This window comes from Aurantimonas litoralis, assembly GCF_026153195.1.
Taxonomy (GTDB): domain Bacteria; phylum Pseudomonadota; class Alphaproteobacteria; order Rhizobiales; family Rhizobiaceae; genus Aurantimonas; species Aurantimonas coralicida.
In genome coordinates this window covers 758,231-779,952 of the sequence record NZ_JAPFBM010000001.1, presented here as the reverse complement: position 1 = coordinate 779,952, position 21,722 = coordinate 758,231, and the positions used below count along the sequence as shown (strand labels likewise).

Below are 21,722 nucleotides of genomic sequence, written 5' to 3'. Positions count from 1 at the left end.
CGCGATCCCCGGCGTTGCGCCCCGCGCCGGCGGGCGCTGCAATGCGGTAGGCGCCCCGGCCGGGCCACGGGGAATGGTTTGAGTACCGCCGGGTTTTGTGCCTATCATTTATGCGGCGCAACGAAGCAGTCGCACAAACCGACGACGTTGACGCCGGAACAGCGGGCTAGGGGGTGAGGAATGGCCAAGAATTCGGACGTGACGGTCATCAAGAAATACGCCAATCGCCGGCTCTACAATACCGGTACCAGCACGTATGTGACGCTGGAAAACCTGGCGGCGATGGTCAAGAAGAACGAGGAATTCGAGGTTCAGGACGCCAAGACCGGCGAGGACATCACCCATTCGGTGCTGACCCAGATCATCTTCGAGCAGGAGAACAAGGGCGGCCAGAACCTGATGCCGATCGCCTTCCTGCGCCAGCTCATCCGATTCTACGGCGACCAGATGCAGATGGTCATTCCGGCCTATCTGGAACAGTCGATGAGCGCGTTCTCGCGCGAGCAGGAAGGCTTTCGCGACAAGCTGCCGAGCGCGATGGCGCAGACGCCGATCAAGCTGATGGAAGAGCAGGTTCGCCGCAACACCGAGATGTTCCGGCAGGCCATGACCGTGTTCAATCCGTTTGCGGCCGGGGCCATGGGCAATGCGGCCGATCCGGCTTCGCGTGACAGCGAAGCGGCCGCGCCGCGCCGCAGCGAGCGGCCGGCCGACGACGATCTGAAGGCGATGCGCGAGCAGCTGGTGGAGATGCAGAAGCGCATCGAGGCGCTGGATGCCCGCAAGACCGACACCAAGAAGGCCGACTGATCACGACCGGCGCCGTCCGCCGCCCGGGGGAGGACCGGGCCGCGGACGCTACGGCGTGGCGACGGCAGCGCTGACAACGCGAAAAGGGCCAGTCCTGCCGGACCGGCCCTTTTTCATGCTGATCGATCCGGCCGCCGAAGCAGCCGGGAAAGGCTTACGCCTTTTCCTTGACCGTCAGGATCTGGCGACCGCGATACATGCCGGTCTTCAGGTCGACGTGATGCGGACGGCGCAGCTCGCCCGAATCCTTGTCTTCGATGTAGGTCGGTGCCTTGAGGGCGTCCGCCGAACGGCGCATGCCGCGCTTCGACGGGGACGTTTTGCGTTTGGGTACGGCCATGTCTTGCTCCGTTCGGGCTGTCGGGGGATGCCGCAACGCGGCATCATCGACGTCTGTCTGATCTCGTTCTGCGCCGGCTCTCGGAGCTCCGCGCATTCACGTCGGCGTCGCCCGCGATCCCATGCAGATCGCCGCAGAACTTCGCCATGACGGGAATTCGAGGCTGCCCATAGCAAAGACCCGGCTGGTTGGGAAGGGGGCGGCGACGATTCCGTTGCCGTCCTCATGCGGGTTTCACGCAGCCGACATAGTCGCCCGAGCTTTTTGCCATGCGCTGCACCCGGTCGGCGAGGCGGTTGAGCCCGCGCCCGGGATTGGCCGGATTGCGCTCGATCGGATTGGGCAGTGTGACCGCCAGAAGCGCGGCCTGGCGGGCGGTGAGCCTTGCAGCGGACCGCCCGAAATAGTGCTGCGCAGCCGCCTCGATGCCGTAGATGCCGCGATCCCACTCCACGACGTTGAGGTAGATTTCCATGATCCGCCGCTTCGACAGGACGAGGTCGAGATAAAGGGCGAGCGGCGCCTCGATCGCCTTGCGCACATAAGAGCGGCCGCCCCACAGGAAGAGATTCTTCACCGTCTGCATGGGAATTGTCGAGGCGCCGCGGGTTTCCTCGCCGGCCAGCGCTTCCTCGACCACGGCGCGCATCTCGCCCCAGTCGATCCCGTCATGCCGGCAGAACTGGCCGTCCTCCGACATCATCACCGAATAGACCATCGCCGGGGCGATGGCGTCGATGTCGACCCATTCGCGCTGCATCGAACGGAAGCCGAAATGATCGGCCAGCATCAGCGTCGAGACCGGATGCACGGCGCGCAGGGCGTAGAGTGGCGTCAGGATGAGGGGAATCGCCACCAGCACGAGGATCACGAGAGCGGCGATCGCCGCGATACGCCGGATCATCGTGCGATGCCTGCACGGCCGGCGGAGGCCGGCTGGCTGTTGTTCGAAGGGCAGGGGCGGGAACGCGCGTTCATCCGCCGGTCTTACCGGTGACGCCGCATGGCCGCAACGCTGCGAGGTGTCGATCGCCATGGGGTCTCGATGGCGGACCTGCAGCACAGCCGCCTTGACCCGGGCCGCGGCTTCGGCAAAGCCGGACGCGCACTGACAGGAAAGCGACGCAGCCATGAGCCAGACCCCGTTCCAAGCCCGGCTGTCGGAAGCCGCCGACCTGACCGAAGCCCGGCTCGCGGACTGCCTTGCCGGTGCGCACGGTTCGGTGGCGGGGGCACCGGCGCGGCTTCTGGCGGCCATGCGCCATGGCGCGCTCGGCGGGGGCAAGCGGCTGCGGCCCTTCCTGGTGATCGAGAGCGCGCGCCTGTTCGGCGCCGACCCACAGGCCTCGATCGGCACGGCGACGGCGCTGGAGTGCATCCACTGCTATTCGCTGGTCCATGACGATCTGCCGTCGATGGACGACGACGATCTGAGACGCGGCAAACCCACCGTCCACCGGGCCTATGACGAGGCGACGGCGATCCTGGCGGGCGACGGTCTCCTGACCCTCGCCTTCGGTCTAGTGGCGGGCGAGGCGTCCCTGTCGCCGGAGGCCCGCGTCGCGCTCGTCGCGCTGCTGGCCCGCGATGCCGGCGCAGCGGGCATGGTCGGCGGGCAGGTGCTGGATCTTGCCGCCGAGAACGCCGTCCTGTCCGAGGACGAGATCGCCCGGATGCAGGCGATGAAGACCGGCGCGCTGATCGCATTTGCCTGCGAGGCCGGCGCCATCGTCGCCGATGCCGGTACGGGCGAACGCGCCCGCCTGCGCCGCTTCGGCGAGATCGTCGGCCTCGCCTTCCAGCTCGCCGACGATCTCCTCGACGAGACGGCGGACGCCGCGGTGCTGGGGAAGGCCGCCGGCAAGGACCGCGAGCGGGGCAAGAAGACGCTACCCGCCCTCAACGGGATCGACTGGACCCGTACGCGTCTCGACCGGCTGGTGGCCGAGGCAGAGGCGGAACTTGCGCCCTTCGGCGACAAGGGGGCGGTGCTGATCGAGGCGGCGCGGTTCGTGGCGAACCGGTCGAGCTGAGGCTGGGGGCGACGGTGGCTTAGAAGGCCCGGGGCCTGTCCGGTCATCACGTTCAATGCCCGATCGCGTAGCGATCCGGCCGGTTCTGCCGCTGCCGTATCGACCGCCTTCTCTTCGCGCTTGCGAAACGTCCCGCGCCGCCGCAATCTTGAGTGCCGGCTGCAAGCGGGATAAGTCCGGCATCCTGTACAGGAGGAGCGTTCCTTGGCCATTCGCAAGATTCTCGTCGCCAACCGATCCGAAATCGCCATTCGCGTGTTCCGCGCCGCGAACGAGCTCGATATCCGGACCGTGGCGATCTGGGCCGAGGAAGACAAGCTGGCCCTGCACCGCTTCAAGGCGGACGAGAGCTACCAGGTCGGCCGCGGCCCGCATCTGTCCAAGGACATGGGGCCGATCGAGAGCTATCTGGCGATCGAGGAAGTGATCCGGGTCGCGAAGCTCTCGGGCGCCGACGCCATTCATCCGGGCTACGGCCTCCTGTCGGAAAGCCCCGAATTCGTCGATGCCTGCGTCGAGGCGGGGATCACCTTCATCGGCCCCTCCGCCGACACCATGCGCCGGCTCGGCAACAAGGTGGCGGCGCGCAATCTCGCGCTGGAAGTCGGGGTGCCGGTGGTGCCGGCCACCGTGCCGCTGCCCGACGACATGGACGAGGTGCGCCGCATGGCGGCCGAGGTCGGCTATCCGGTGATGCTGAAGGCGTCCTGGGGCGGCGGCGGCCGCGGCATGCGCGCCATCCGCGAAGAAAAGGATCTCGAGCGCGAGGTCATCGAGGGCAAGCGCGAGGCCCGCGCCGCCTTCGGAAAGGACGAGGTCTATCTCGAGAAGCTGATCGAGCGCGCCCGCCATGTCGAGGTGCAGATCCTCGGCGACACCCATGGCAACGTCGTCGACCTGTTCGAGCGCGACTGCTCGATCCAGCGCCGCAACCAGAAGGTCGTCGAGCGCGCCCCGGCGCCGTATCTCGACGATGCCCAGCGCGCCGAGATCGCCGGCTATGCCCGCAAGCTCGCCGATGCCACCGACTATGTCGGCGCTGGCACCGTCGAGTTCCTGATGGATGCCGACAGCGGTAAGTTCTACTTCATCGAGGTCAATCCGCGCATCCAGGTCGAGCATACGGTGACCGAGGAAGTCACCGGCATCGACATCGTCAAGGCGCAGATCCACATCCTCGACGGCCATGCCATCGGCACGCCGGAATCGGGCGTACCGCCCCAGAGCGAGATCCGCCTCAACGGCCACGCCATGCAGTGCCGGATCACGACGGAAGACCCCGAGCAGAATTTCATTCCCGATTACGGTCGCATCACCGCCTATCGCGGCGCGACGGGCTTCGGCATCCGACTCGACGGCGGCACCGCCTATTCGGGCGCGGTCATCACCCGCTTCTACGATCCGCTGCTGGAAAAGGTCACCGCCTGGGCGCCGAGCCCGGAGGAAGTCATCGCCCGCATGGACCGGGCGCTGCGCGAATTCCGCATCCGCGGTGTCGCCACCAATCTGACCTTCCTCGAAGCGATCATCTCGCACCCGAAATTCCGCGACAATTCCTACACCACCAAGTTCATCGACCAGACGCCGGCCCTGTTCGACCAGGTCAAGCGCCGCGACCGCGCGACCAAGCTCCTGACCTATCTCGCCGACGTCACCGTCAACGGCCATCCCGAGACCAAGAACCGGCCGCGCCCCTCGGCCGAGCACGCTTTGCCGATCCCGCCGCTGTTCAAGGCGCCCATCGTCGACGGCACGCGCCAGAAGCTGGACGAACTCGGGCCCCGCGGCTTTGCCGACTGGATGCTGGCCCAGCCGCAGGTGCTGGTCACCGACACGACCATGCGCGACGGCCACCAGTCGCTGCTGGCGACCCGCGTGCGCACCCATGACATCGTCGCGGTGGCCGATGCCTATGCCCGCGGCCTGCCGCAGCTGCTGAGCCTCGAATGCTGGGGCGGGGCGACCTTCGACGTGGCCATGCGCTTCTTGACCGAGGATCCGTGGGAGCGCCTGGCGCTGGTTCGCGAGCGCGCCCCCAACATCCTGTTGCAGATGCTGCTGCGCGGCTCCAACGGCGTCGGCTACACCAATTATCCCGACAATGTCGTCAAGCGCTTCGTCGCCGAGGCGGCCCGCGGCGGTGTCGACCTGTTCCGCGTCTTCGACTGCCTGAACTGGGTCGAGAACATGCGCGTCTCCATGGACGCGGTGTGCGAGGCCGACAAATTGTGCGAGGGCGCGATCTGCTACACGGGCGACCTGTTCGACCCGGACCGCGCCAAATACGACCTGAAATACTATGTCTCCCTCGCCAAGGAGATGGAGGCCGCCGGCGCCCACATTCTGGGCGTCAAGGACATGGCGGGCCTCCTGAAGCCCGCGGCGGCGCGCGTCCTGTTCAAGGCGCTGAAGGAAGAGGTCGGGCTGCCGATCCACTTCCACACCCACGACACGTCGGGCATCTCGGCTGCGACCGTGCTGGCGGCGATCGATTCCGGCGTCGACGCGGTGGATGCGGCCATGGATGCCTTCTCCGGCAACACGGCGCAGCCCTGCCTCGGCTCCATCGTCGAGGCGCTGAAGGGCACCGAGCGCGATTCCGGCCTGTCGGCCGAGGCGATCCGGCGGATCTCCTTCTACTGGGAGGCCGTGCGCAACCAGTATGCGGCTTTCGAGAGCGACCTGAAGGGGCCGGCCTCCGAGGTCTATCTGCACGAGATGCCGGGCGGCCAGTTCACCAATCTGAAGGAACAGGCCCGTTCGCTGGGGCTGGAGACGCGCTGGCACCAGGTGGCCCAGACCTATTCCGACGTGAACCGGATGTTCGGCGACATCGTCAAGGTGACGCCGTCCTCCAAGGTAGTGGGCGACATGGCGCTGATGATGGTCAGCCAGGATCTGACCGTCGCCGACGTCATGGACCCGAAGAAGGATCTGGCCTTCCCCGATTCCGTCGTGTCGATGATGCATGGCGATCTCGGCCAGCCGCCCCAGGGCTGGCCCGCCGACATCCAGAAGAAGGTGCTGAAGGGCGAGACGCCGATCACCGTGCGGCCGGGCTCGCTGCTCGCCGACGCCGATCTGGACGCCGAGCAGGCGAAGCTGGAGGAGAAGCTGGAGCGCGACGCCAGCGCGCAGGAATTCGCCTCCTATTTGATGTATCCGAAGGTCTTCACCGACTTCGCCGCGGCCCAGGAGCTCTACGGCCCGGTCTCGATGCTGCCGACGCCGTCCTATTTCTACGGCATTGCCCAGGACGAGGAAGTGCTGATCGATCTGGAGCGCGGCAAGACGCTGGTGGTCCGCTGCCTCGGCTTCGGCGAGACCGACGAGAAGGGCATGCGGACGGTGTTCTTCGAGCTGAACGGCCAGCCGCGGCGTATCAAGGTGCCGGACCGGGCGCATGGCGCGGCCGGCGGCGCCGTGCGGCCGAAGGCGGAAGCCGGCAATGCCAACCATGTCGGTGCGCCGATGCCGGGGGTCGTCTCGACCCTTGCCGTGGCCGCGGGCCAGACGGTGCGCAGCGGCGATGTGCTCCTGTCCATCGAGGCGATGAAGATGGAGACCGCCATCCACGCCGAGCGCGACGGCACCATCGAGGCCGTGCATGTCACGGCCGGCGCGCAGATCGACGCCAAGGACCTGCTGGTGGTGTACGCCGCCGCTTAGGAACCCGCCTGAAGCGCAAGACCGAGAGAAATGCCGTCGGCGATCCCGGCGGCATTTTGCTGTCCGGGCCCCGGCGTCGGGCGGCTTGACGATTTCGGCTGAATCGTGCAGAAACGTGCATAATCATGAATGAAGCGGAAGGCGCAGCGAATGTCGACGTCCCTTCTGACCGGACAGCGCCAGGCCGCCATTCGCGAGCGGCTGGCGAGCGACGGTCGGGTGATCGCCGCCACCATGGCGCGGGAATTCAAGGTTTCGGAGGACACGATCCGTCGCGACCTCCGCGAAATGGCGGCAGCCGGGCTCTGCGAGCGGGTCTATGGTGGCGCCTTGCCGCTTGCCCCCAGCGGCGCGCCGCTGGCCAGCCGGCAGGCCGAGGCCGGACCGGCAAAGGCAGAACTCGCCAGGGTCGCCGCGGGCATCCTGCCGCGTGACGCCACGATCTTCATCGATGCCGGCTCGACCAACATTGCGCTTGCGCGGCAGATCGCGCCGGACTTGCGCGCCACCATCGTCACCAATTCTCCGGCCGTCGCGCTGGCCGTGCCGGAGGTGCCCGGCTTGCGGGTGGTTCTTGTCGGCGGGCAGTTCGATCCCCACACCGGCGCCTGCCTCGGCGCCAAGGCGGTCAGCGACGTCGAGCGCCTGTGTCCGGATCTTGTGGTGCTGGGCGCCTGCGGCGTCGACCCGGTCGAGGGTGTCACCGCCTTCAGCCAGGAAGAGGCGGAGTTCAAGCGGCGCATGGCCCTGTCCGGACGCAGCATCATGGTGATCGCGACGGCGGACAAGCTGGGCACTGTGGCGCCGTTCCGGGTCATTGCCGCGTCGCAAATGACCCGGATGGTCACCGAGGACGATGCCGGGCCCGCCATTCTTGCCGCCTTTGCCGAAGGGGGAATCGATGTCATCCGCGTGCCCGTCCGCTAGCCGAAAATCCCCTTCGCTGCGCTACCCGCGGCGCTGTTGCTGGAGCCACCCATGTCCGTAGAGCAGACCCGGCCGCCCCAGCCGCAGTCGGTCATCTTTCCGCCGACGCGGATTGCCGTGGCGCTGGCCTTCTTCGTCAATGGTCTGGTTCTCGGCTCGTGGACGCCGCAGGTGCCGGTGCTGGCGGCGCGTCTGGGGATCGGCGAATCCACCCTCGGCCTGTTCATTCTGGTGCTGGGTCTCGGCGCGATCACGGCCATGCCGCTCATCGGGGGCGTTCTGGCGACGCGCGGTTCGCGGCGACCGGTTCTGGTGACCCAGGCACTGCTCGCACTGGCGTTGCCACTGCTGGTGCTGGCGCCGACACCGGTCTTCGCCGCGATCGCCATCTTCGCCTTCGGCGCGATGATGGGCGGCATGGATGTCGCGATCAACGCCAATGCCGTCGCCGTCGAGCGCCGGCTCGGCCGGGCGATCATGTCGTCCTGTCACGGCTTCTGGTCGGTCGGCGGCTTCGTCGGTGCCGCATCGGGCGGGCCGCTGATCGAAGCGATCGGCGCGCCGGCTCATGCGCTGGCGATCGGCGGGATCACGCTCGTCCTGATCCTGCCGGTTCGCCGCCGCATGTTCGACGACGGGCAGGTCATGGCCACGACGAGCGAAGGCACCGGTGGCCTCGGCGCCATCCGGGCCGCGGCGAGGCGCAACCGACCGGCGCTGCTCAAGGGGCTGGCCATCGGCATTCTGGCGCTGTTTGCCATGGTGCCCGAAGGCGCGGCGATCGACTGGAGCGCGATCTACCTGCGCCAGGATCTGGGCGCCACGATTTCCAGTTCGGGCTTTGCCTTTGCGGCGTTCTCGGCGGCGATGGCGGTGTTCCGCTTTGCCGGTGACGGCATCCGCGACCGGCTGGGCGCGGTGCGCACCGTGCGGCTGTCACTCGTCGCGGGGATCGGGGGCCTGTGCGCCGTCGGGCTGGCGCCGAGCCTCGGCTGGGCGATTGCCGGCTTTGCGCTGCTCGGTGTGGGACTGTCGAACATCGTGCCGGTCACCTTCTCGGCGGCGGGCAACATCGCCGGGCTGCGGCCGGGGGTCGGTCTCGCGATCGCGACGACGCTGGGCTATTCGGGCATTCTGATCGCGCCGTCGATCATCGGGTTCATCGCCGAGCATCTCGGCTTTCCGGTGGTCTTCTTCGGCATGTCGGGGCTGCTGGTCGTTATTCTGGCGATGTCGGCGCTGCTGGCCGGCGCCGATGATCGCTCGGTGGATGCGCCGGTCGCGGTCTCCGATCCGGCGCCGTCCTGAAACGAGAGGTCCCCGAAGCCGAACAGCTTCGGGGACGGCGCGTCAGATCTTCCCAAGCAGCAGCAGGATGATCAGGATGACCAGAAGCACGCCGACGATGCCCGACGGGCCATAGCCCCAGCCGCCGGAATAGCCCCAGGTCGGAAGCGCCCCGACCAGGATCAGGATAAGGATGATGAGAAGGATCGTGCCGACACTCATGGGACTGGTTCCTGATTGTTCGTGAGACTTGCCATCACAAACCTTTGAACCGGGTTTCAGTTCCCAGCATCGGCGCCCTGCCGATCGGCGCTCAGGCGGGACCGAACCCGCCGATGGCGACGAAGACGGCCACCATCATGAAGATGATCGCCAGCACCATGGTCGGCCGGTATCCCCATTGGCGGGAATAGGGCCATGTCGGCATCGCCGCGATCAGGAGCAGGAACGCGATGATGACGATGATCGGGCCGTATCCGACGGACATGGGGAAACTCCTTCGCGCGATTGCCGGTATCGCCATAGGGCAGGACGCCGTCATGCTTCAAGGGTGGCACGGCCGGTGTCACGCGCCGGGAAAGCACAGTCCGTTCCCGTGATCGGTATCGCATGCGACCCGCTCTGAATTGACAAGCCGGCGCGAAGGCGCCACCTCGACGGCAGCGAACATCCACCCGAGGCCTTGCCATGACCGTTCATTCGCCGATCGACCCGGCCGCCACGATCGACGCCGATCCGGCGCCGCGCCGATCCACCGTCGGCGTGGGTGTCGGCAACATCATGGTCGGCGGGGGCGCGCCGGTCGTCGTCCAGTCGATGACCAATACCGATACGGCCGACATCGACGCGACGGTCGCGCAGGTGGCGGCGCTCGCCAAGGCCGGCTCGGAGATCGTCCGCATCACGGTCGATCGCGACGAATCCGCCGCGGCCGTGCCGAAGGTCCGCGAACGTCTCGACCGGCTGGGTGTCGACGTGCCGCTGGTCGGCGACTTCCACTATATCGGCCACAAGCTGCTCGCCGATCACCCGGCCTGTGCCGAGGCCCTGGCGAAATATCGCATCAATCCCGGCAATGTCGGCTTCAAGGACAAGAAGGACCGGCAGTTCGGCGCCATCGTCGAGACCGCGATCCGCTACGACAAGCCGGTGCGCATCGGCGTCAACTGGGGCTCGCTGGACCAGGAACTGCTGACCCGGCTGATGGATGCCAACAACGAGCTGCCGCAGCCACGCTCGGCACGGGCCGTGACGCGCGAGGCGATCATCCAGTCGGCGCTGCTGTCGGCGGAGCTGGCCGAGGAGATCGGCCTTGGTCGCGACCGCATCATCCTGTCGGCCAAGGTCAGCCAGGTGCAGGATCTGATCGCCGTCTATCGCGACCTGTCGCGGCGCACCAACCACGCGCTGCATCTCGGCCTGACCGAGGCGGGCATGGGCTCGAAGGGCATCGTCGCGTCCTCGGCGGCGATGGGCATTCTCCTGCAGGAAGGCATCGGCGACACGATCCGCGTCTCGCTGACGCCGGAGCCGAACGGCGACCGGACCCGTGAGGTGCAGGTTGCGCAGGAACTCCTGCAGACGATGGGCTTCCGCCAGTTCCTGCCGGTCGTGGCCGCCTGTCCGGGTTGCGGACGCACGACCTCCACGGTGTTCCAGGAACTGGCCCAGAAGATCCAGTCCGACATCCGCATCAACATGCCGGTCTGGCGCGAGAAATATCCGGGTGTCGAGGCGCTGAACGTCGCGGTGATGGGCTGCATCGTCAACGGACCAGGCGAATCCAAGCATGCCGACATCGGCATCTCGCTGCCCGGAACCGGCGAAACGCCGGCCGCGCCGGTCTTCGTCGACGGCAAGAAGAGCGTGACCCTGCGCGGCCCCGACATCGCCGCCGACTTCCAGGTGATGGTGGCGGAATATATCGAGCGCCGCTTCGGTTCGGGCCAGGCGTCCGAGTAGCATTTTCGGCTGTCCTGTGCATTCCTGCCGACCATGGCGACATGCGCGATGACAACCTCCAAGCCGGTTCTGCGGCGCGCCCTGGGTGTTGGCGCAGCCTGCGGGCTTGCGCTTGCCGTCCTCGTCCCGGCGGCCGCGGGGGCGCAGGCCGCCGACAAGGGCGCGATCGTCCTGCCGGCACTGGCCTTCCCCCCGAGCCCGCCCAATCTTTCCGAGCGTGCGGACGAGGCGGACACCAGCGCGGACGAGCCCCTGTCCGCCGCGGCGATCTGCGGCATGATCGCCCGCAACGCCGACGCGGTCGGCATGTCGCCGGACTTCTTCGCGCGGCTGATTTGGAAGGAAAGCCGCTTCGATGCCGGCGCCGTCTCGCCCGTCGGAGCGCGCGGCATCGCCCAGTTCATGCCCTACACGGCGAAGGAGCGCGGCCTCGACGACCCCTATGATGCAAGGCAGGCGCTGCGGCATTCGGCGCTCTACCTGGCCGATCTGCGCGCCGAACTCGGCAATTGGGGCCTTGCGGCCGCTGCCTACAATGGCGGCATCAACCGGGTGAAGCGCTGGCTCGTCAGCGGCGGATCGCTGCCCTACGAGACCGAGGACTACGTCAACGCCATCACCTTCCGGCCGGCGGACTGGTTTCGCGAGGACGGGCGCGAACTGGAACCTCGGCCGCTCGATGCGGACCGTGATTTCGACGAGAGCTGTACCCGGCTGCCGATCATGAAGACGCGCGCGGTCTTTGCCGCTTTCGAGGGGGTCGAGAGCGCGCCGATGCGGCCCTGGGGGGTGCAGGTCGCGGGCCACGCCCGGCAAGCCGTCGCCATGAAGATGTTCCGGAGGGTGCAGTCGCGCTTCGGCGCCATCCTGAAGGGCCGGGACCCGCTGGTGATCCGGGGCCGCAACGGCGCCCGCCAGCGCATCTATGCGGTGCGCATCGGCGCCGATACCCGCGGCGAAGCCGACGCGCTGTGCGGGCGGTTACGCGGGGCCGGCGGGTCCTGCGTCGTCCTGAAGAACTGACGGCTATATTCTACCTGTTGCGGATCAGCGGCACGCGGCTCGGCCACCGGGTGCGTTCGGTCTCGCGCACGAAGGTGAAGAGACCGGAGGCCGCCACCAGCACCATGCCGATGATCGCGATCAGGTCGGGAAACTCGGAGAAGAAGCTGGCGCCAATGATCGTCGCCCAGACGATCTGGCTGTATTGCGTCGGCGCGACCCGCGCCGCCGGGGCGAGGCGGGTGGCAAAGACGATCAGCAGATGGCCCATGCCGGCGCAGAGCCCGGCAAGGATCATGATCGGCCATAGATCGTTGGCCGGGATTTCGAAATCCGGGACCATCAAGACGCCGTTGACCACGATGGCGGCCACCAGCACGGCGCCGATCAGCGTGATCCGCCGCTCCGAAGGACCGAGAACGCGCAGGACGATGACGGTGATCGCGCCGCAGATGGCAACGCCGATGGCCGCGAAATGGCCCGGCAGGATCTCGCGGAAGCCGGGGCGCACCACGAGGAGCACGCCGATGAGGCCGCCAAACACGGCCAGCCAGCGGCGCCAGCCGATCGGCTCCTTCAGGACGACGAAGGAGAACACCGTGACGAAGATCGGCAAAAGGAAGATCAGCGCATAGGCTTCGGCGAGCGGCAGGCTGGTGAAGGCGACGACGCCCAGAATGCCGCCGAGCGTGCCGCTGGCCATGCGCAGGGCCACGAGACCGGGGCGATTGGGCACGAAGACGTTGCCCCAATTGTCCTCGGGCCGCTTGGTGAAGAGCGCCGGAAGCAAAGCGAAGATCGAGACGAAGAAACCGATCTCGAAAATCGGCAGCCTGTCGCCGATCGCCTTGAGCGAGGCATCGCCGCAGGCAAAGGCAAAATAGGACGCGAAGGCGAGGAGAATGCCGGCCTGCATGGAGCACGCTTCGTCTGGGGTGCGGGAACCTGTCGCTAGGCCAGGGCACGGGCGCAATGCAAACGAATTCTCGCGGATCTCTGCGCGTTCGGCAGGGCGGGGGAAAATGCGGACCCCAGACGCGAAAAAAGGCAGCGAGGGGGAGCTGCCTTTTTCCGTCTGCTTCTTTGCGATCGAGGGGGATGATCGCTTGGGGGTGCTTGAAGAATGCGGGACCTCGGAAAGGGTTCCGAAAAAACTTCGCGGTCGGACGATTTTTTTGCCGACCGGCGGAACCGGCCCGCTAAGTGACGCTCGGACCTTGCGAATCGGGCCAGAACCTTTTCCAACCGATATATCTTCCCACATGAGCGGGACGCATGACCGACCATCGCCCCGCCCGAGAAAGCATCCGTTTCGACGGATCCAATGTCACCGCTGTTCTCGGCCCGACCAATACCGGCAAGACCTATCTCGCCATCGAGCGCATGGTCGCCCATTCCTCGGGGACCATCGGCCTGCCGCTGCGCCTCTTGGCGCGCGAGGTCTATCAGAAGGTCTGCGACCGGGTGGGGGTGGGCGCCGTCGCGCTGATCACCGGCGAGGAAAAGATCAAGCCGCCCAATGCGCGCTATTCGGTCTGCACCGTCGAGGCAATGCCGCGCACCCCGAACACCGCCTTCGTCGCCATCGACGAGGTTCAACTCGCCAGCGACCTCGAGCGCGGTCACGTCTTCACCGACCGCATCCTGCATGCCCGCGGTCGCGAGGAAACGCTGCTGCTCGGCTCGTCGACCATGCAGGGCGTCCTGCAGCGGCTGCTGACTGGCTCTCATGCGACGACGCGGCCGCGCCTGTCGAACCTCGTCTATGCCGGCTCCAAGAAGATCACCCGCCTGCCGCGGCGCACCGCCATCGTCGCCTTCTCGGCCGACGAGGTCTATGCGATCGCCGAGCTGATCCGCCGCCAGCGGGGCGGGGCGGCCGTCGTTCTCGGCGCGCTGTCGCCGCGCACCCGCAACGCCCAGGTGGAACTCTACCAGTCCGGCGACGTGGATTTCCTGATCGCCACCGATGCCATCGGCATGGGCCTCAATCTCGACGTCGATCACGTCGCCTTCGCCCAGGACTGGAAATTCGACGGTTTCCAGTACCGCCAGCTGACGCCATCCGAATTCGGTCAGATTGCCGGCCGCGCCGGGCGGCATCTGCGCGACGGCACGTTCGGTGTTACCGGCAAGGTCGATCCGCTGGCCCCGGAACTCGCCGAAGCACTGGAAGCGCATTCCTTCGCGCCGGTGAAGGTGCTGCAATGGCGCTCGCGCGCCTTCGACTTTGCCTCGATCGACGCGCTGAAGGAGAGCCTGGAGGCGCCGCCGCCGAGCGACGCCCTGGCTCGCGCGCTGCCGGCCGTCGATCAGCGGGCGCTGGAATTCCTGTCGCGCGACCCGGCCGTCAAGGATCGCGCCACCAGCCCGGCAGCGGTCGAACTCCTGTGGGAAGCCTGCAAGCTGCCGGACTATCGGCGCATCGCGCCGGCCCAGCATGCGGAGATCATCGCCACCATCTATGCCGACCTCGCGTCGGACGGCCACGTCGCCGAAGACTATATGGCCAGCCAGGTCCGGCGTGCCGATCGCACCGAGGGCGACATCGATACGCTGTCCCAGCGGATCGCGGAAATCCGCACCTGGACCTATATTTCACACCGTCCGGACTGGCTGGCCGATCCGACACACTGGCAGGAAAAGACTCGCGAGATCGAGGACCGTCTTTCCGACGCTCTTCACGACAGGTTGACGAAACGCTTCGTAGACCGCAGGACAAGCGTCTTGATGAGGCGGCTGAGAGAGAACGCGTTCATGGAAGCTGAGATCGGCGGCGACGGCACGGTAGTGGTCGAGGGCCACCCGGTAGGCGAGCTGCAGGGGTTCAGGTTCACGCCCGACGGCAAGGCCGAGGGGCCGGATGGCCGTGCGGTGCGTGCCGCCGCCCAGAAGGCGTTGGCCGGCGAGTTCGAGAAGCGGGCGGAACGCTTCGCCAATTCACCCAATGGCGACATCGCGCTGGGTTCGGACGGGCTTGTGCGCTGGCTCGGTGCACCGGTGGCGGTGCTGTCGGCCGGCGATGATCCGCTGAAGCCGAAGACGGTGCTGCTTGCCGACGAGCAGTTGACCGGCGTGGCGCGCGACAAGGTCGCGGCGCGGGCCGAGCGTTCGGTCACCTACCAGATCACCACGGTCCTCAAGCCGCTGCTCGATCTGCAAGCATCCGAAGGTCTGGAGGGCGTCGCCAAGGGGCTCGCCTACCGGCTCTACGAGAATTACGGCCTGATCCAGCGCCGCGAGATCTCCGAGGACGTGCGGTCGCTCGACCAGGAATCGCGCGCGGCCCTGCGCCGCTGCGGTGTTCGCTTCGGCGCCTACCACATCTTCGTCCCGGCGCTGATCAAGCCCGCGCCGGCGGCCCTTCTGACGCTGCTCTGGGCCATCCACAACGATGGCCGCGACAAGCCGGGCTATGGCGAGGTCACCCATCTTCTGGCGACCGGCCGCACCTCGGCAGTGGCCGATGCCTCCTTCGATCCGGTGTTCTGGGGACTGGCCGGATACCGGCTGCTCGGTCGCCGGGCCGTGCGCGTCGACATCCTCGAGCGCCTCGCCGACCTGATCCGCCCGGCGCTTGGCTGGAAGCCGGGCATCGGCAAGCGGCCGGAAGGCGCCTATGACGGCTCGCAGTTCCTCGTCACGCCGGGGATGATGTCGATCCTCGGCGCGACCTCGGAAGACATGGAAGAGGTTCTCAAGGGCCTCGGCTATCGCGGCGAGCCGGTCGAACAGACCAAGGTCGAGGCCGAACTCGCACGACTGGACGAAGCGAGCCGCGCCGCCGAAGAGGCATCGCGCGCCGAAGCGGCCAGGAAGGCCGCGGAAGCGGCTGCGACCTCGGATGCACCGCAGCCGGCAGTGGACGCTGCGGACGAGGCCAGCACCGGCACGGACGCCGTCGATACCGCTGCCGCGGAGACGCCGGCGGGCGAGACGGCGGCCGAAACCGCAGATGCTGGCGAGGCCGCCGAGGCATCCGACACGCCGGTCGCACCGGCCGAAGCCACCGAAACCGGTGGTCTGGCCGAAGCCGGGAAGGCCGCTGCGGCTGCCCTTGGCGAAGCCACCGACGGCGAGGCCGCTGCAACCCCGGCCGAAACCGCCGAGACAGTCACCACCGATACACCGGCAACGGAAACGACCGAAGCCGTGGCCGCTGATGCAGGCACCGGCGAGGCCGCCGAACCCGAGGCGCCCAAGCTCGTGCAGGTCTGGCGCCCGCAGCGCGGCGCCGGCCGTGGCGGTGCCCGTCATGGCCAGGGCCAGCGTGGTCGCGGCCGTGGCCCGCAGGGTGCCGGAGAGGGCGAGGAGCGCACGCCGCGCTTCGGCAAGGGTGCCCCGCGCGGCAAGGGCCGTGATGGTGGCGACCGCGCTGACAAGGGCGAGGGCAAGGGCCGGGGTGATCGCCCCGATCGTGGCCGGCGCTTCGACAAGCCGCAGGGGGGCAAGCCGCCCGTGCAGCCGGCACGCCCGCAGCGCATCGATCCCGATTCGCCCTTCGCCAAACTCGCTGCGCTGAAGGACAAGCTTGGCAAGTAAGCGCCGTGCGGAGCCGATGGCTCCGGCAGCACCCGCGGGGCAGCGCATCGACAAATGGCTGTTCTTCGCGCGGGTCGTGAAGTCGCGAAGCCTTGCCCAGAAGCTGGTCCAGGCCGGCGGCGTTCGCATCAACGGCGACAAGACCGACAATGCTGCGCGGGCCGTGCGCCCGGGCGACACGCTGACGATCACACGCCGGGACGATGTCCTCGTCCTGAAGATCGTTGATCCGGGCGAACGGCGCGGACCGGCCAGCGAGGCGGCGACCCTCTACGAGGATCTGTCACCGACGCGGGAAGCCATCGCGGAACAGAAGGAAGCGGCCAAGGGCAAGGCCGCACCGGGCTATCAGCCCTCGGCGCGGCCGCCGACCAAGAAGGAGCGCCGCGCCCATGAGCGCCTGCGCTGGGACGGCGCCTGACCGGCGACGTCCATCTTGAACAAGCTGAAAGAGCTCAGTCGCCCTGGCCGGGCTCGGCCGAGAAGTATTTCTCGAACTTGCCGTCTTCGCCGTCGAACTTTTCCGCGTCCGCAGGCGCATCACGCTTGATCGTGATGTTCGGCCATTTCTCGGCGTATTCGGTGTTGATCTTAAGCCATTTGTCGAGATTGGGCTCGGTGTCCGGCTTGATCGCCTCGGCGGGGCATTCCGGCTCGCAGACGCCGCAATCGATGCACTCATCCGGATGGATGACGAGCATGTTGTCGCCTTCGTAGAAGCAGTCGACCGGACAGACCTCGACGCAATCCATGTACTTGCAGCGAATGCAATTGTCGGTCACCAGATAGGTCATGTCTGATCCTTGGCCTGTTCGGGCCCGTACGAAGGGCCCCGTCATTCGTGCGAGCAGCAACGGCGATCGCCAGCGTGTCTCGCCTGTCGTGGCGACGTAACCCCTCTCTTGAAGACAGACAAGAGCAAAGCATGTCGTGCCACCGCGGCAATCCGGGAATGGTTTTCCATCAAGGCGGATGGGTTGCCGGTGAACTGGAGATCAAGCGACGTTGCGCCAGCACGCGTGGCCCTGCGGCATCTGTTCGTTGGGTTTGCCGGCCGCCGGAACGACCATGCTCCGCAAGCTGGCCCCGCGCGAAGGACGATCCCGGTGGGCGTATCGGGACGCAAAATTACGCCTCGCCCTGTGACCGCCCCGGACGTTATGTCACAAGAGAGTGACGAGTAGGACGACCGAGGACGGATCCATGGCCGAGCGCCCGATTCTGGTGAGCGACGACAGCCTCGACGAGGCCGATGCCAATGGCGCGCGGCAGCGCTCCCAGCGCATGGGGCCGCTGGCGAGCCTGCCGGTGTTCTTCGATCTGGCGGGCAAGCGCGTCGTCATGGCCGGCGGCGGACCGGGTGCGGCATGGAAGGCCGAGCTCCTGGCCTCGGCGGGCGCCCATGTCGATCTCTATGTCCCGGCCGACGGAATCGATGGCGAGATGGCCGAGCTTCTCGCCGTCCCACCGGAATCCGGCGTCATCCTTCATCACGACCGGCCCTGGGCAACCGATGTCTTCGCCGGGGCGGCGATCGCCGTCGGCGATACAGAGAGCCTCGCCGAGGGCCAGGCTTTCGCCTGCGCCGCGCGGGCGGCCGGCGTGCCGGTCAACGTCGTCGATAAGCCGTCCTATTGCGATTTTCGCTTCGGCACGATCGTCAATCGCTCGCCGGTGGTCATCGGCATTTCCACCGACGGCGCCGCCCCGATCCTCGGCCAGGCGATCCGCCGCCGCATCGAGACCCTGCTGCCGCCCGCGCTCAGCCAGTGGGCTGCCCTGGCCGCAAAGGTCCGCGGCGCGGTGATGGAGCGGCTGGCGCCGGGCCCGCTGCGCCGTGCCTTCTGGGAACGCTTCGCCGACAGCGCCTTCACCACGAAGCTGCCCGACGCCGCGGCCGAGGCGGCGGCCGGCGGCTTCATCGACGATCTGGCGCGCTCGCCGCAGGCCGGCGGCCGTGTCACCCTGGTCGGGGCAGGCCCCGGCGAGGCCGAACTCCTGACCCTGAAGGCGGTGCGCGCCCTGCAGGCGGCCGACGTGATCCTGTTCGACGACCTCGTCTCCGACGAGATCCTGGAACTCGCCCGCCGCGAGGCACGGCGCATGCTGGTCGGCAAGCGCGCCGCCCGCGACAGCTGCCGCCAGGAAGACATCAACGCCATGATGGTCAGCTTCGCCAAGGCGGGCAAGCACGTGGTGCGGCTGAAATCCGGCGACGTGTCGGTGTTCGGCCGGGCCGGCGAGGAGCTGGACGAACTGGCGCGCGAGAACATTCCGGTCGCCATCGTGCCGGGCATCACCGCCGCCTCGGCGCTGGCGGCGAGCTTCGGCGTGTCCCTGACCCATCGCGACCGGGCCCAGCAGCTGCGTTTCGTCACCGGCCATTCCAAGAAGGGCGGCCTGCCGGAGGATCTCGACTGGCATGCGCTGGCCGACGATCACGCCACCACCGTCTTCTACATGGGCGGCCGGATGGCGGCGAAGATCGCCGAGCGTCTGATCCATCACGGCCTGCCGGCCACGACCCCGGTCGCCGTCGCCGCCAATCTGTCGCGCGACGACGAGACCCGCGCCGCCGGAACGCTCGCCGATCTCGGCGCCATCGTCGCCAGGATCGGCGTCGACCGTCCGATCCTGATCGGCGTTGGCCGGGTCTTCACCGAACATGCCCGTGCCGCCTCCGCCGATCCGTTCATGATCGATGCCGGACGGACGGCGGTCGGCTGAGCCGGCGTCAGACCGGTCGGCCGGCACGGCGCGCTGTCACAGGTTCGGATCGATGCCCACCGTGGTTCGGTCCAGCACTTCGCGCAGGGCGAAGGACGAATTGATCCGCACCACATGCGGAAACGACGACAGATAGGTCTTGTGGATGCGCTCGTAGTCTTCGAGATCGCGGGCCGCGACCCGCAGGAGATAGTCGTACTCCCCCGACATCAGGAAGCAGACCAGGACGTTCGGGCATCCCTTTGCCGCGGCCTCGAACTCGGCGAGCTGCCGCTCGGTCTGGCCGGACAGGCCGATATTGACGATCACCGTGATGGTGTGGCCGAGCGTCCGGTTGGACAGCTTGGCATGGTAGCTGCGGATCGCGCCGCTCGCCTCCAGCCGGTCGAGCCGGCGTGAGCAGGCCGACGCCGACAGGCCGACCCGCGCGGCCAGCGCCGCGTTCGACAGCCGGCCCTCCCTTTGCAGGGTGCGCATGATCTGCAGATCGAAGCGGTCGATCGTCTCCATGCGCAGAAGTTTGCGCAAAGCGCCATCCGAACGCAAGAAAACATCGATCTGCGCAGTTCTGGCAGGCGAAAACGCGGGGACATTGCGTCGAATCCCGGTTTCAATCCACATGCCCACAGATGGAGGAAACGGATGCGCGTCGGCTGCCCGAAGGAGATCAAGAACAACGAATATCGCGTCGGCCTGACGCCGTCGGCGACGCGCGAATATGTCGGTCACGGCCACCAGGTGATCATCGAGACCGGCGCCGGTGCCGGCATCGACGCCAGCGACGCCGACTACGAGGCGGCGGGCGCCTCCATCGCGGCGGACGCCGCGGAGGTCTTCAAGACGGCCGACATGGTGGTGAAGGTCAAGGAACCGCAGCCCGCTGAATGGGCGCAACTGCGCGAGGGCCAGATCCTCTACACCTATCTGCATCTCGCGCCCGATCCGAAACAGACCGAGGGTCTGATCGCCTCCGGCGTCACCGCCGTCGCCTACGAAACGGTGACCGACGGCCGCGGCGGTCTGCCGCTGCTCGCACCGATGTCCGAGGTCGCGGGCCGCCTGTCGATCCAGGCCGCGGCGCATGCACTGGAAAAGGCCCATGGCGGCCGCGGGGTTCTGCTCGGCGGCGTTCCGGGCGTGGCCTGCGGCAAGGTGGTGATCATCGGCGGCGGCGTGGTCGGCAAGGAAGCCGCCAAGATGGCGATCGGCCTTGGCGCAGATGTCACCATCCTCGACCGTTCGATCGCCCGGCTGCGCGAGCTCGACGATCTCTTCGCCGGCCGGGTGCAGACGCGCTATTCCACCAGTACGGCGATCGAGGAAGAAGTCTTCGCCGCCGACGCGGTCATCGGCGCGGTGCTGATCCCCGGCGCCTCGGCCCCGAAGCTGGTAACGCGGGCCATGCTGCCCGGCATGAAGAAGGGCGCGGTGCTGGTGGATGTCGCCATCGACCAGGGCGGCTGCTTCGAGACATCGCGCGCCACCACCCATGCCGAGCCGACCTTCGAGATCGACGGCGTGGTGCACTACTGCGTCGCCAACATGCCCGGCGCCGTGCCGATCACCTCGACGCACGCCCTCAACAACGCCACGCTCCCCTTCGGGCTGGCCTTGGCCGACAACGGTCTGAAGGCGCTGTCGGACGACCCGCATCTATTGCACGGGCTGAATGTCCATCGCGGCCTGATTACCAACCGCGCCGTCGCCCAGTCGCTCGGCCGCGAGATGGTCGACGCCTACGAGGCGCTTGCGGCCTGACCCGCGCGTCCGGCGGGCGGACATGAAAAAGGGGCGGCCGGTCGAACCCGACCGCCGCCCCTTTCAAACCCTCGGCATCGAATGCCGGCGGCGTCAGACCTCGACGATGAGGCCGTTCGCCACGAGCTTGGAAATATCCACCTCGCGCAGCTTCTGGGTCCGGCCGAGCTTGCCGCCGAAACCCTTCACTTCCTCGGCCGACAGCGGCAGCACGAAGCGCTGGCTGACGATCCGCGGCGGTCCGTTGACCTGCGCGAACTCCGTCCATTGCAAGCGTCCGGAATAGGTCCCCACCGGGAGGATCAGACCGTCGCCGAGATCGACCGGTTCGGTCACCTTGTAGGTCCGGTCTTCATGGGCTGCCCTGGCTGCCATCTGTGTCCTCGTTTCTTCAAGAATGGTCGGGATGCGGTGCATGCCGAGCCGTGTTGTCAGGCGTCGCCAACGATTTCGGCGATACGCCCGGTGCCTTTGCATTCCGGGCAGGGCTCGCCATCGACGGTCCCCGATCCACCACATCTGCGGCAGAGATTTTCCGCCGTCTGCGGCGCGTTGTCATTGCCTTCGTCGCCGGGTCTTGCGGCGGGCGGGGTCGACATGGGCGCCTCCTGAATGCGGTCGTGGCACGGGGTCGGGTCAGAACCCGAACCTGCCTGTCAGGAGTA

20 protein-coding genes are annotated in these 21,722 nt (G+C 67.5%); 11 read left to right on the top strand and 9 right to left on the bottom strand.

Annotation, left to right across the window (positions count from 1 at the left end):
- The first annotated feature begins 180 nt into the window (after positions 1 to 180).
- Positions 181 to 810, top strand: a complete 630-nt coding sequence (gene phaR, locus N7I30_RS03740; protein ID WP_187391162.1) for a polyhydroxyalkanoate synthesis repressor PhaR — start codon at positions 181 to 183, stop codon at positions 808 to 810.
- Positions 811 to 964: 154 nt separating this feature from the next.
- Here the strand turns inward: phaR and rpmF are convergent, their stop codons facing one another.
- Together rpmF and mtgA are read right to left on the bottom strand one after the other, a co-directional pair.
- Entirely contained in the window at positions 965 to 1,150 is a 186-nt protein-coding gene (rpmF, locus tag N7I30_RS03735; protein WP_024349798.1) for a 50S ribosomal protein L32, read from the bottom strand.
- A 223-nt stretch (positions 1,151 to 1,373) separates the two neighbouring features.
- A complete protein-coding gene (mtgA, locus tag N7I30_RS03730) occupies positions 1,374 to 2,054 on the bottom strand; it encodes a monofunctional biosynthetic peptidoglycan transglycosylase (protein ID WP_498636775.1) in 681 nt (226 codons plus the stop codon).
- A gap of 226 nt (positions 2,055 to 2,280) precedes the next feature.
- Here mtgA and N7I30_RS03725 point away from each other — a divergent pair, with 226 nt between their 5' ends.
- From N7I30_RS03725 to N7I30_RS03710, 4 genes are all read left to right on the top strand, one after another.
- Positions 2,281 to 3,183 (top strand): polyprenyl synthetase family protein, encoded by a 903-nt coding sequence (locus N7I30_RS03725; protein WP_498636773.1) that lies wholly within the window; start codon positions 2,281 to 2,283, stop codon positions 3,181 to 3,183.
- A 204-nt stretch (positions 3,184 to 3,387) separates the two neighbouring features.
- Complete coding sequence (gene pyc / locus N7I30_RS03720) at positions 3,388 to 6,852, top strand: pyruvate carboxylase (RefSeq protein WP_498636771.1); 3,465 nt, start codon at positions 3,388 to 3,390, stop codon at positions 6,850 to 6,852.
- A 150-nt stretch (positions 6,853 to 7,002) separates the two neighbouring features.
- Positions 7,003 to 7,779, top strand: a complete 777-nt coding sequence (locus N7I30_RS03715) for a DeoR/GlpR family DNA-binding transcription regulator (RefSeq protein WP_498636769.1) — start codon at positions 7,003 to 7,005, stop codon at positions 7,777 to 7,779.
- Between the two features lie 51 nt (positions 7,780 to 7,830).
- A complete protein-coding gene (locus tag N7I30_RS03710; protein WP_498636767.1) occupies positions 7,831 to 9,087 on the top strand; it encodes an MFS transporter in 1,257 nt (418 codons plus the stop codon).
- A gap of 42 nt (positions 9,088 to 9,129) precedes the next feature.
- Here the strand turns inward: N7I30_RS03710 and N7I30_RS03705 are convergent, their stop codons facing one another.
- A complete protein-coding gene (locus N7I30_RS03705) occupies positions 9,130 to 9,288 on the bottom strand; it encodes a DUF3309 family protein (RefSeq protein ID WP_035694650.1) in 159 nt (52 codons plus the stop codon).
- A 91-nt stretch (positions 9,289 to 9,379) separates the two neighbouring features.
- Positions 9,380 to 9,553 carry a DUF3309 family protein gene (locus tag N7I30_RS03700; protein WP_035694651.1) on the bottom strand — a complete coding sequence of 58 codons (174 nt, stop codon included), beginning with the start codon at positions 9,551 to 9,553 and terminating at the stop codon, positions 9,380 to 9,382.
- Between the two features lie 200 nt (positions 9,554 to 9,753).
- Between N7I30_RS03700 and ispG the strand changes: the two genes are divergently transcribed.
- Together ispG and N7I30_RS03690 are read left to right on the top strand one after the other, a co-directional pair.
- Positions 9,754 to 11,028, top strand: coding sequence for a flavodoxin-dependent (E)-4-hydroxy-3-methylbut-2-enyl-diphosphate synthase (gene ispG, locus N7I30_RS03695; RefSeq protein ID WP_187391168.1), 1,275 nt, complete (start codon positions 9,754 to 9,756; stop codon positions 11,026 to 11,028).
- A gap of 48 nt (positions 11,029 to 11,076) precedes the next feature.
- Complete coding sequence (locus N7I30_RS03690; RefSeq protein WP_498636764.1) at positions 11,077 to 12,051, top strand: transglycosylase SLT domain-containing protein; 975 nt, start codon at positions 11,077 to 11,079, stop codon at positions 12,049 to 12,051.
- A gap of 10 nt (positions 12,052 to 12,061) precedes the next feature.
- On the opposite strand, the gene N7I30_RS03685 is transcribed toward N7I30_RS03690, so the two are convergent.
- Positions 12,062 to 12,946: a DMT family transporter gene (locus tag N7I30_RS03685; protein WP_188075972.1), complete on the bottom strand. Its 885-nt coding sequence runs from the start codon at positions 12,944 to 12,946 to the stop codon at positions 12,062 to 12,064.
- A gap of 359 nt (positions 12,947 to 13,305) precedes the next feature.
- On the opposite strand from N7I30_RS03685, the gene N7I30_RS03680 reads away from it, so the two are divergent.
- Together N7I30_RS03680 and N7I30_RS03675 are read left to right on the top strand one after the other, a co-directional pair.
- On the top strand, positions 13,306 to 16,572 hold the full coding sequence (locus tag N7I30_RS03680) for a helicase-related protein (protein WP_498636761.1): 3,267 nt from the start codon (positions 13,306 to 13,308) through the stop codon (positions 16,570 to 16,572).
- A 16-nt stretch (positions 16,573 to 16,588) separates the two neighbouring features.
- On the top strand, positions 16,589 to 16,993 hold the full coding sequence (locus tag N7I30_RS03675; protein WP_187391273.1) for an RNA-binding S4 domain-containing protein: 405 nt from the start codon (positions 16,589 to 16,591) through the stop codon (positions 16,991 to 16,993).
- 34 nt (positions 16,994 to 17,027) lie between these two features.
- Here N7I30_RS03675 and fdxA read toward each other — a convergent pair whose 3' ends face one another.
- Entirely contained in the window at positions 17,028 to 17,366 is a 339-nt protein-coding gene (gene fdxA, locus N7I30_RS03670) for a ferredoxin FdxA (RefSeq protein WP_009210793.1), read from the bottom strand.
- A gap of 490 nt (positions 17,367 to 17,856) precedes the next feature.
- Here fdxA and cysG point away from each other — a divergent pair, with 490 nt between their 5' ends.
- On the top strand, positions 17,857 to 19,299 hold the full coding sequence (cysG, locus tag N7I30_RS03665) for a siroheme synthase CysG (RefSeq protein ID WP_498637125.1): 1,443 nt from the start codon (positions 17,857 to 17,859) through the stop codon (positions 19,297 to 19,299).
- Between the two features lie 36 nt (positions 19,300 to 19,335).
- Here the strand turns inward: cysG and N7I30_RS03660 are convergent, their stop codons facing one another.
- Positions 19,336 to 19,809: an Lrp/AsnC family transcriptional regulator gene (locus N7I30_RS03660; protein WP_498637123.1), complete on the bottom strand. Its 474-nt coding sequence runs from the start codon at positions 19,807 to 19,809 to the stop codon at positions 19,336 to 19,338.
- Between the two features lie 132 nt (positions 19,810 to 19,941).
- On the opposite strand from N7I30_RS03660, the gene ald reads away from it, so the two are divergent.
- Positions 19,942 to 21,057 carry an alanine dehydrogenase gene (gene ald / locus N7I30_RS03655; RefSeq protein WP_498636759.1) on the top strand — a complete coding sequence of 372 codons (1,116 nt, stop codon included), beginning with the start codon at positions 19,942 to 19,944 and terminating at the stop codon, positions 21,055 to 21,057.
- A 93-nt stretch (positions 21,058 to 21,150) separates the two neighbouring features.
- On the opposite strand, the gene N7I30_RS03650 is transcribed toward ald, so the two are convergent.
- Entirely contained in the window at positions 21,151 to 21,432 is a 282-nt protein-coding gene (locus N7I30_RS03650; protein ID WP_024349813.1) for a hypothetical protein, read from the bottom strand.
- Between the two features lie 56 nt (positions 21,433 to 21,488).
- Positions 21,489 to 21,656 carry a hypothetical protein gene (locus tag N7I30_RS03645; RefSeq protein ID WP_169513620.1) on the bottom strand — a complete coding sequence of 56 codons (168 nt, stop codon included), beginning with the start codon at positions 21,654 to 21,656 and terminating at the stop codon, positions 21,489 to 21,491.
- Between the last annotated feature and the right edge of the window lie 66 nt (positions 21,657 to 21,722).

Bases quoted from the DNA above. Each gene is read 5' to 3' on its own strand.
- mtgA (WP_498636775.1), bottom strand. From the start codon at position 2,054: ATGATCCGGCGTATCGCGGCGATCGCCGCTCTCGTGATCCTCGTGCTG.
- N7I30_RS03715 (WP_498636769.1), top strand. From the start codon at position 7,003: ATGTCGACGTCCCTTCTGACCGGACAGCGCCAGGCCGCCATTCGCGAG.
- N7I30_RS03675 (WP_187391273.1), top strand. From the start codon at position 16,589: ATGGCTCCGGCAGCACCCGCGGGGCAGCGCATCGACAAATGGCTGTTC.
- N7I30_RS03650 (WP_024349813.1), bottom strand. From the start codon at position 21,432: ATGGCAGCCAGGGCAGCCCATGAAGACCGGACCTACAAGGTGACCGAA.
- N7I30_RS03705 (WP_035694650.1), bottom strand. From the start codon at position 9,288: ATGAGTGTCGGCACGATCCTTCTCATCATCCTTATCCTGATCCTGGTC.
- ald (WP_498636759.1), top strand. From the start codon at position 19,942: ATGCGCGTCGGCTGCCCGAAGGAGATCAAGAACAACGAATATCGCGTC.
- N7I30_RS03710 (WP_498636767.1), top strand. From the start codon at position 7,831: ATGTCCGTAGAGCAGACCCGGCCGCCCCAGCCGCAGTCGGTCATCTTT.
- N7I30_RS03680 (WP_498636761.1), top strand. From the start codon at position 13,306: ATGACCGACCATCGCCCCGCCCGAGAAAGCATCCGTTTCGACGGATCC.
- N7I30_RS03645 (WP_169513620.1), bottom strand. From the start codon at position 21,656: ATGTCGACCCCGCCCGCCGCAAGACCCGGCGACGAAGGCAATGACAAC.
- rpmF (WP_024349798.1), bottom strand. From the start codon at position 1,150: ATGGCCGTACCCAAACGCAAAACGTCCCCGTCGAAGCGCGGCATGCGC.
- N7I30_RS03690 (WP_498636764.1), top strand. From the start codon at position 11,077: ATGACAACCTCCAAGCCGGTTCTGCGGCGCGCCCTGGGTGTTGGCGCA.
- N7I30_RS03685 (WP_188075972.1), bottom strand. From the start codon at position 12,946: ATGCAGGCCGGCATTCTCCTCGCCTTCGCGTCCTATTTTGCCTTTGCC.
- phaR (WP_187391162.1), top strand. From the start codon at position 181: ATGGCCAAGAATTCGGACGTGACGGTCATCAAGAAATACGCCAATCGC.
- N7I30_RS03700 (WP_035694651.1), bottom strand. From the start codon at position 9,553: ATGTCCGTCGGATACGGCCCGATCATCGTCATCATCGCGTTCCTGCTC.
- fdxA (WP_009210793.1), bottom strand. From the start codon at position 17,366: ATGACCTATCTGGTGACCGACAATTGCATTCGCTGCAAGTACATGGAT.
- N7I30_RS03725 (WP_498636773.1), top strand. From the start codon at position 2,281: ATGAGCCAGACCCCGTTCCAAGCCCGGCTGTCGGAAGCCGCCGACCTG.
- cysG (WP_498637125.1), top strand. From the start codon at position 17,857: ATGGGGCCGCTGGCGAGCCTGCCGGTGTTCTTCGATCTGGCGGGCAAG.
- N7I30_RS03660 (WP_498637123.1), bottom strand. From the start codon at position 19,809: ATGGAGACGATCGACCGCTTCGATCTGCAGATCATGCGCACCCTGCAA.
- ispG (WP_187391168.1), top strand. From the start codon at position 9,754: ATGACCGTTCATTCGCCGATCGACCCGGCCGCCACGATCGACGCCGAT.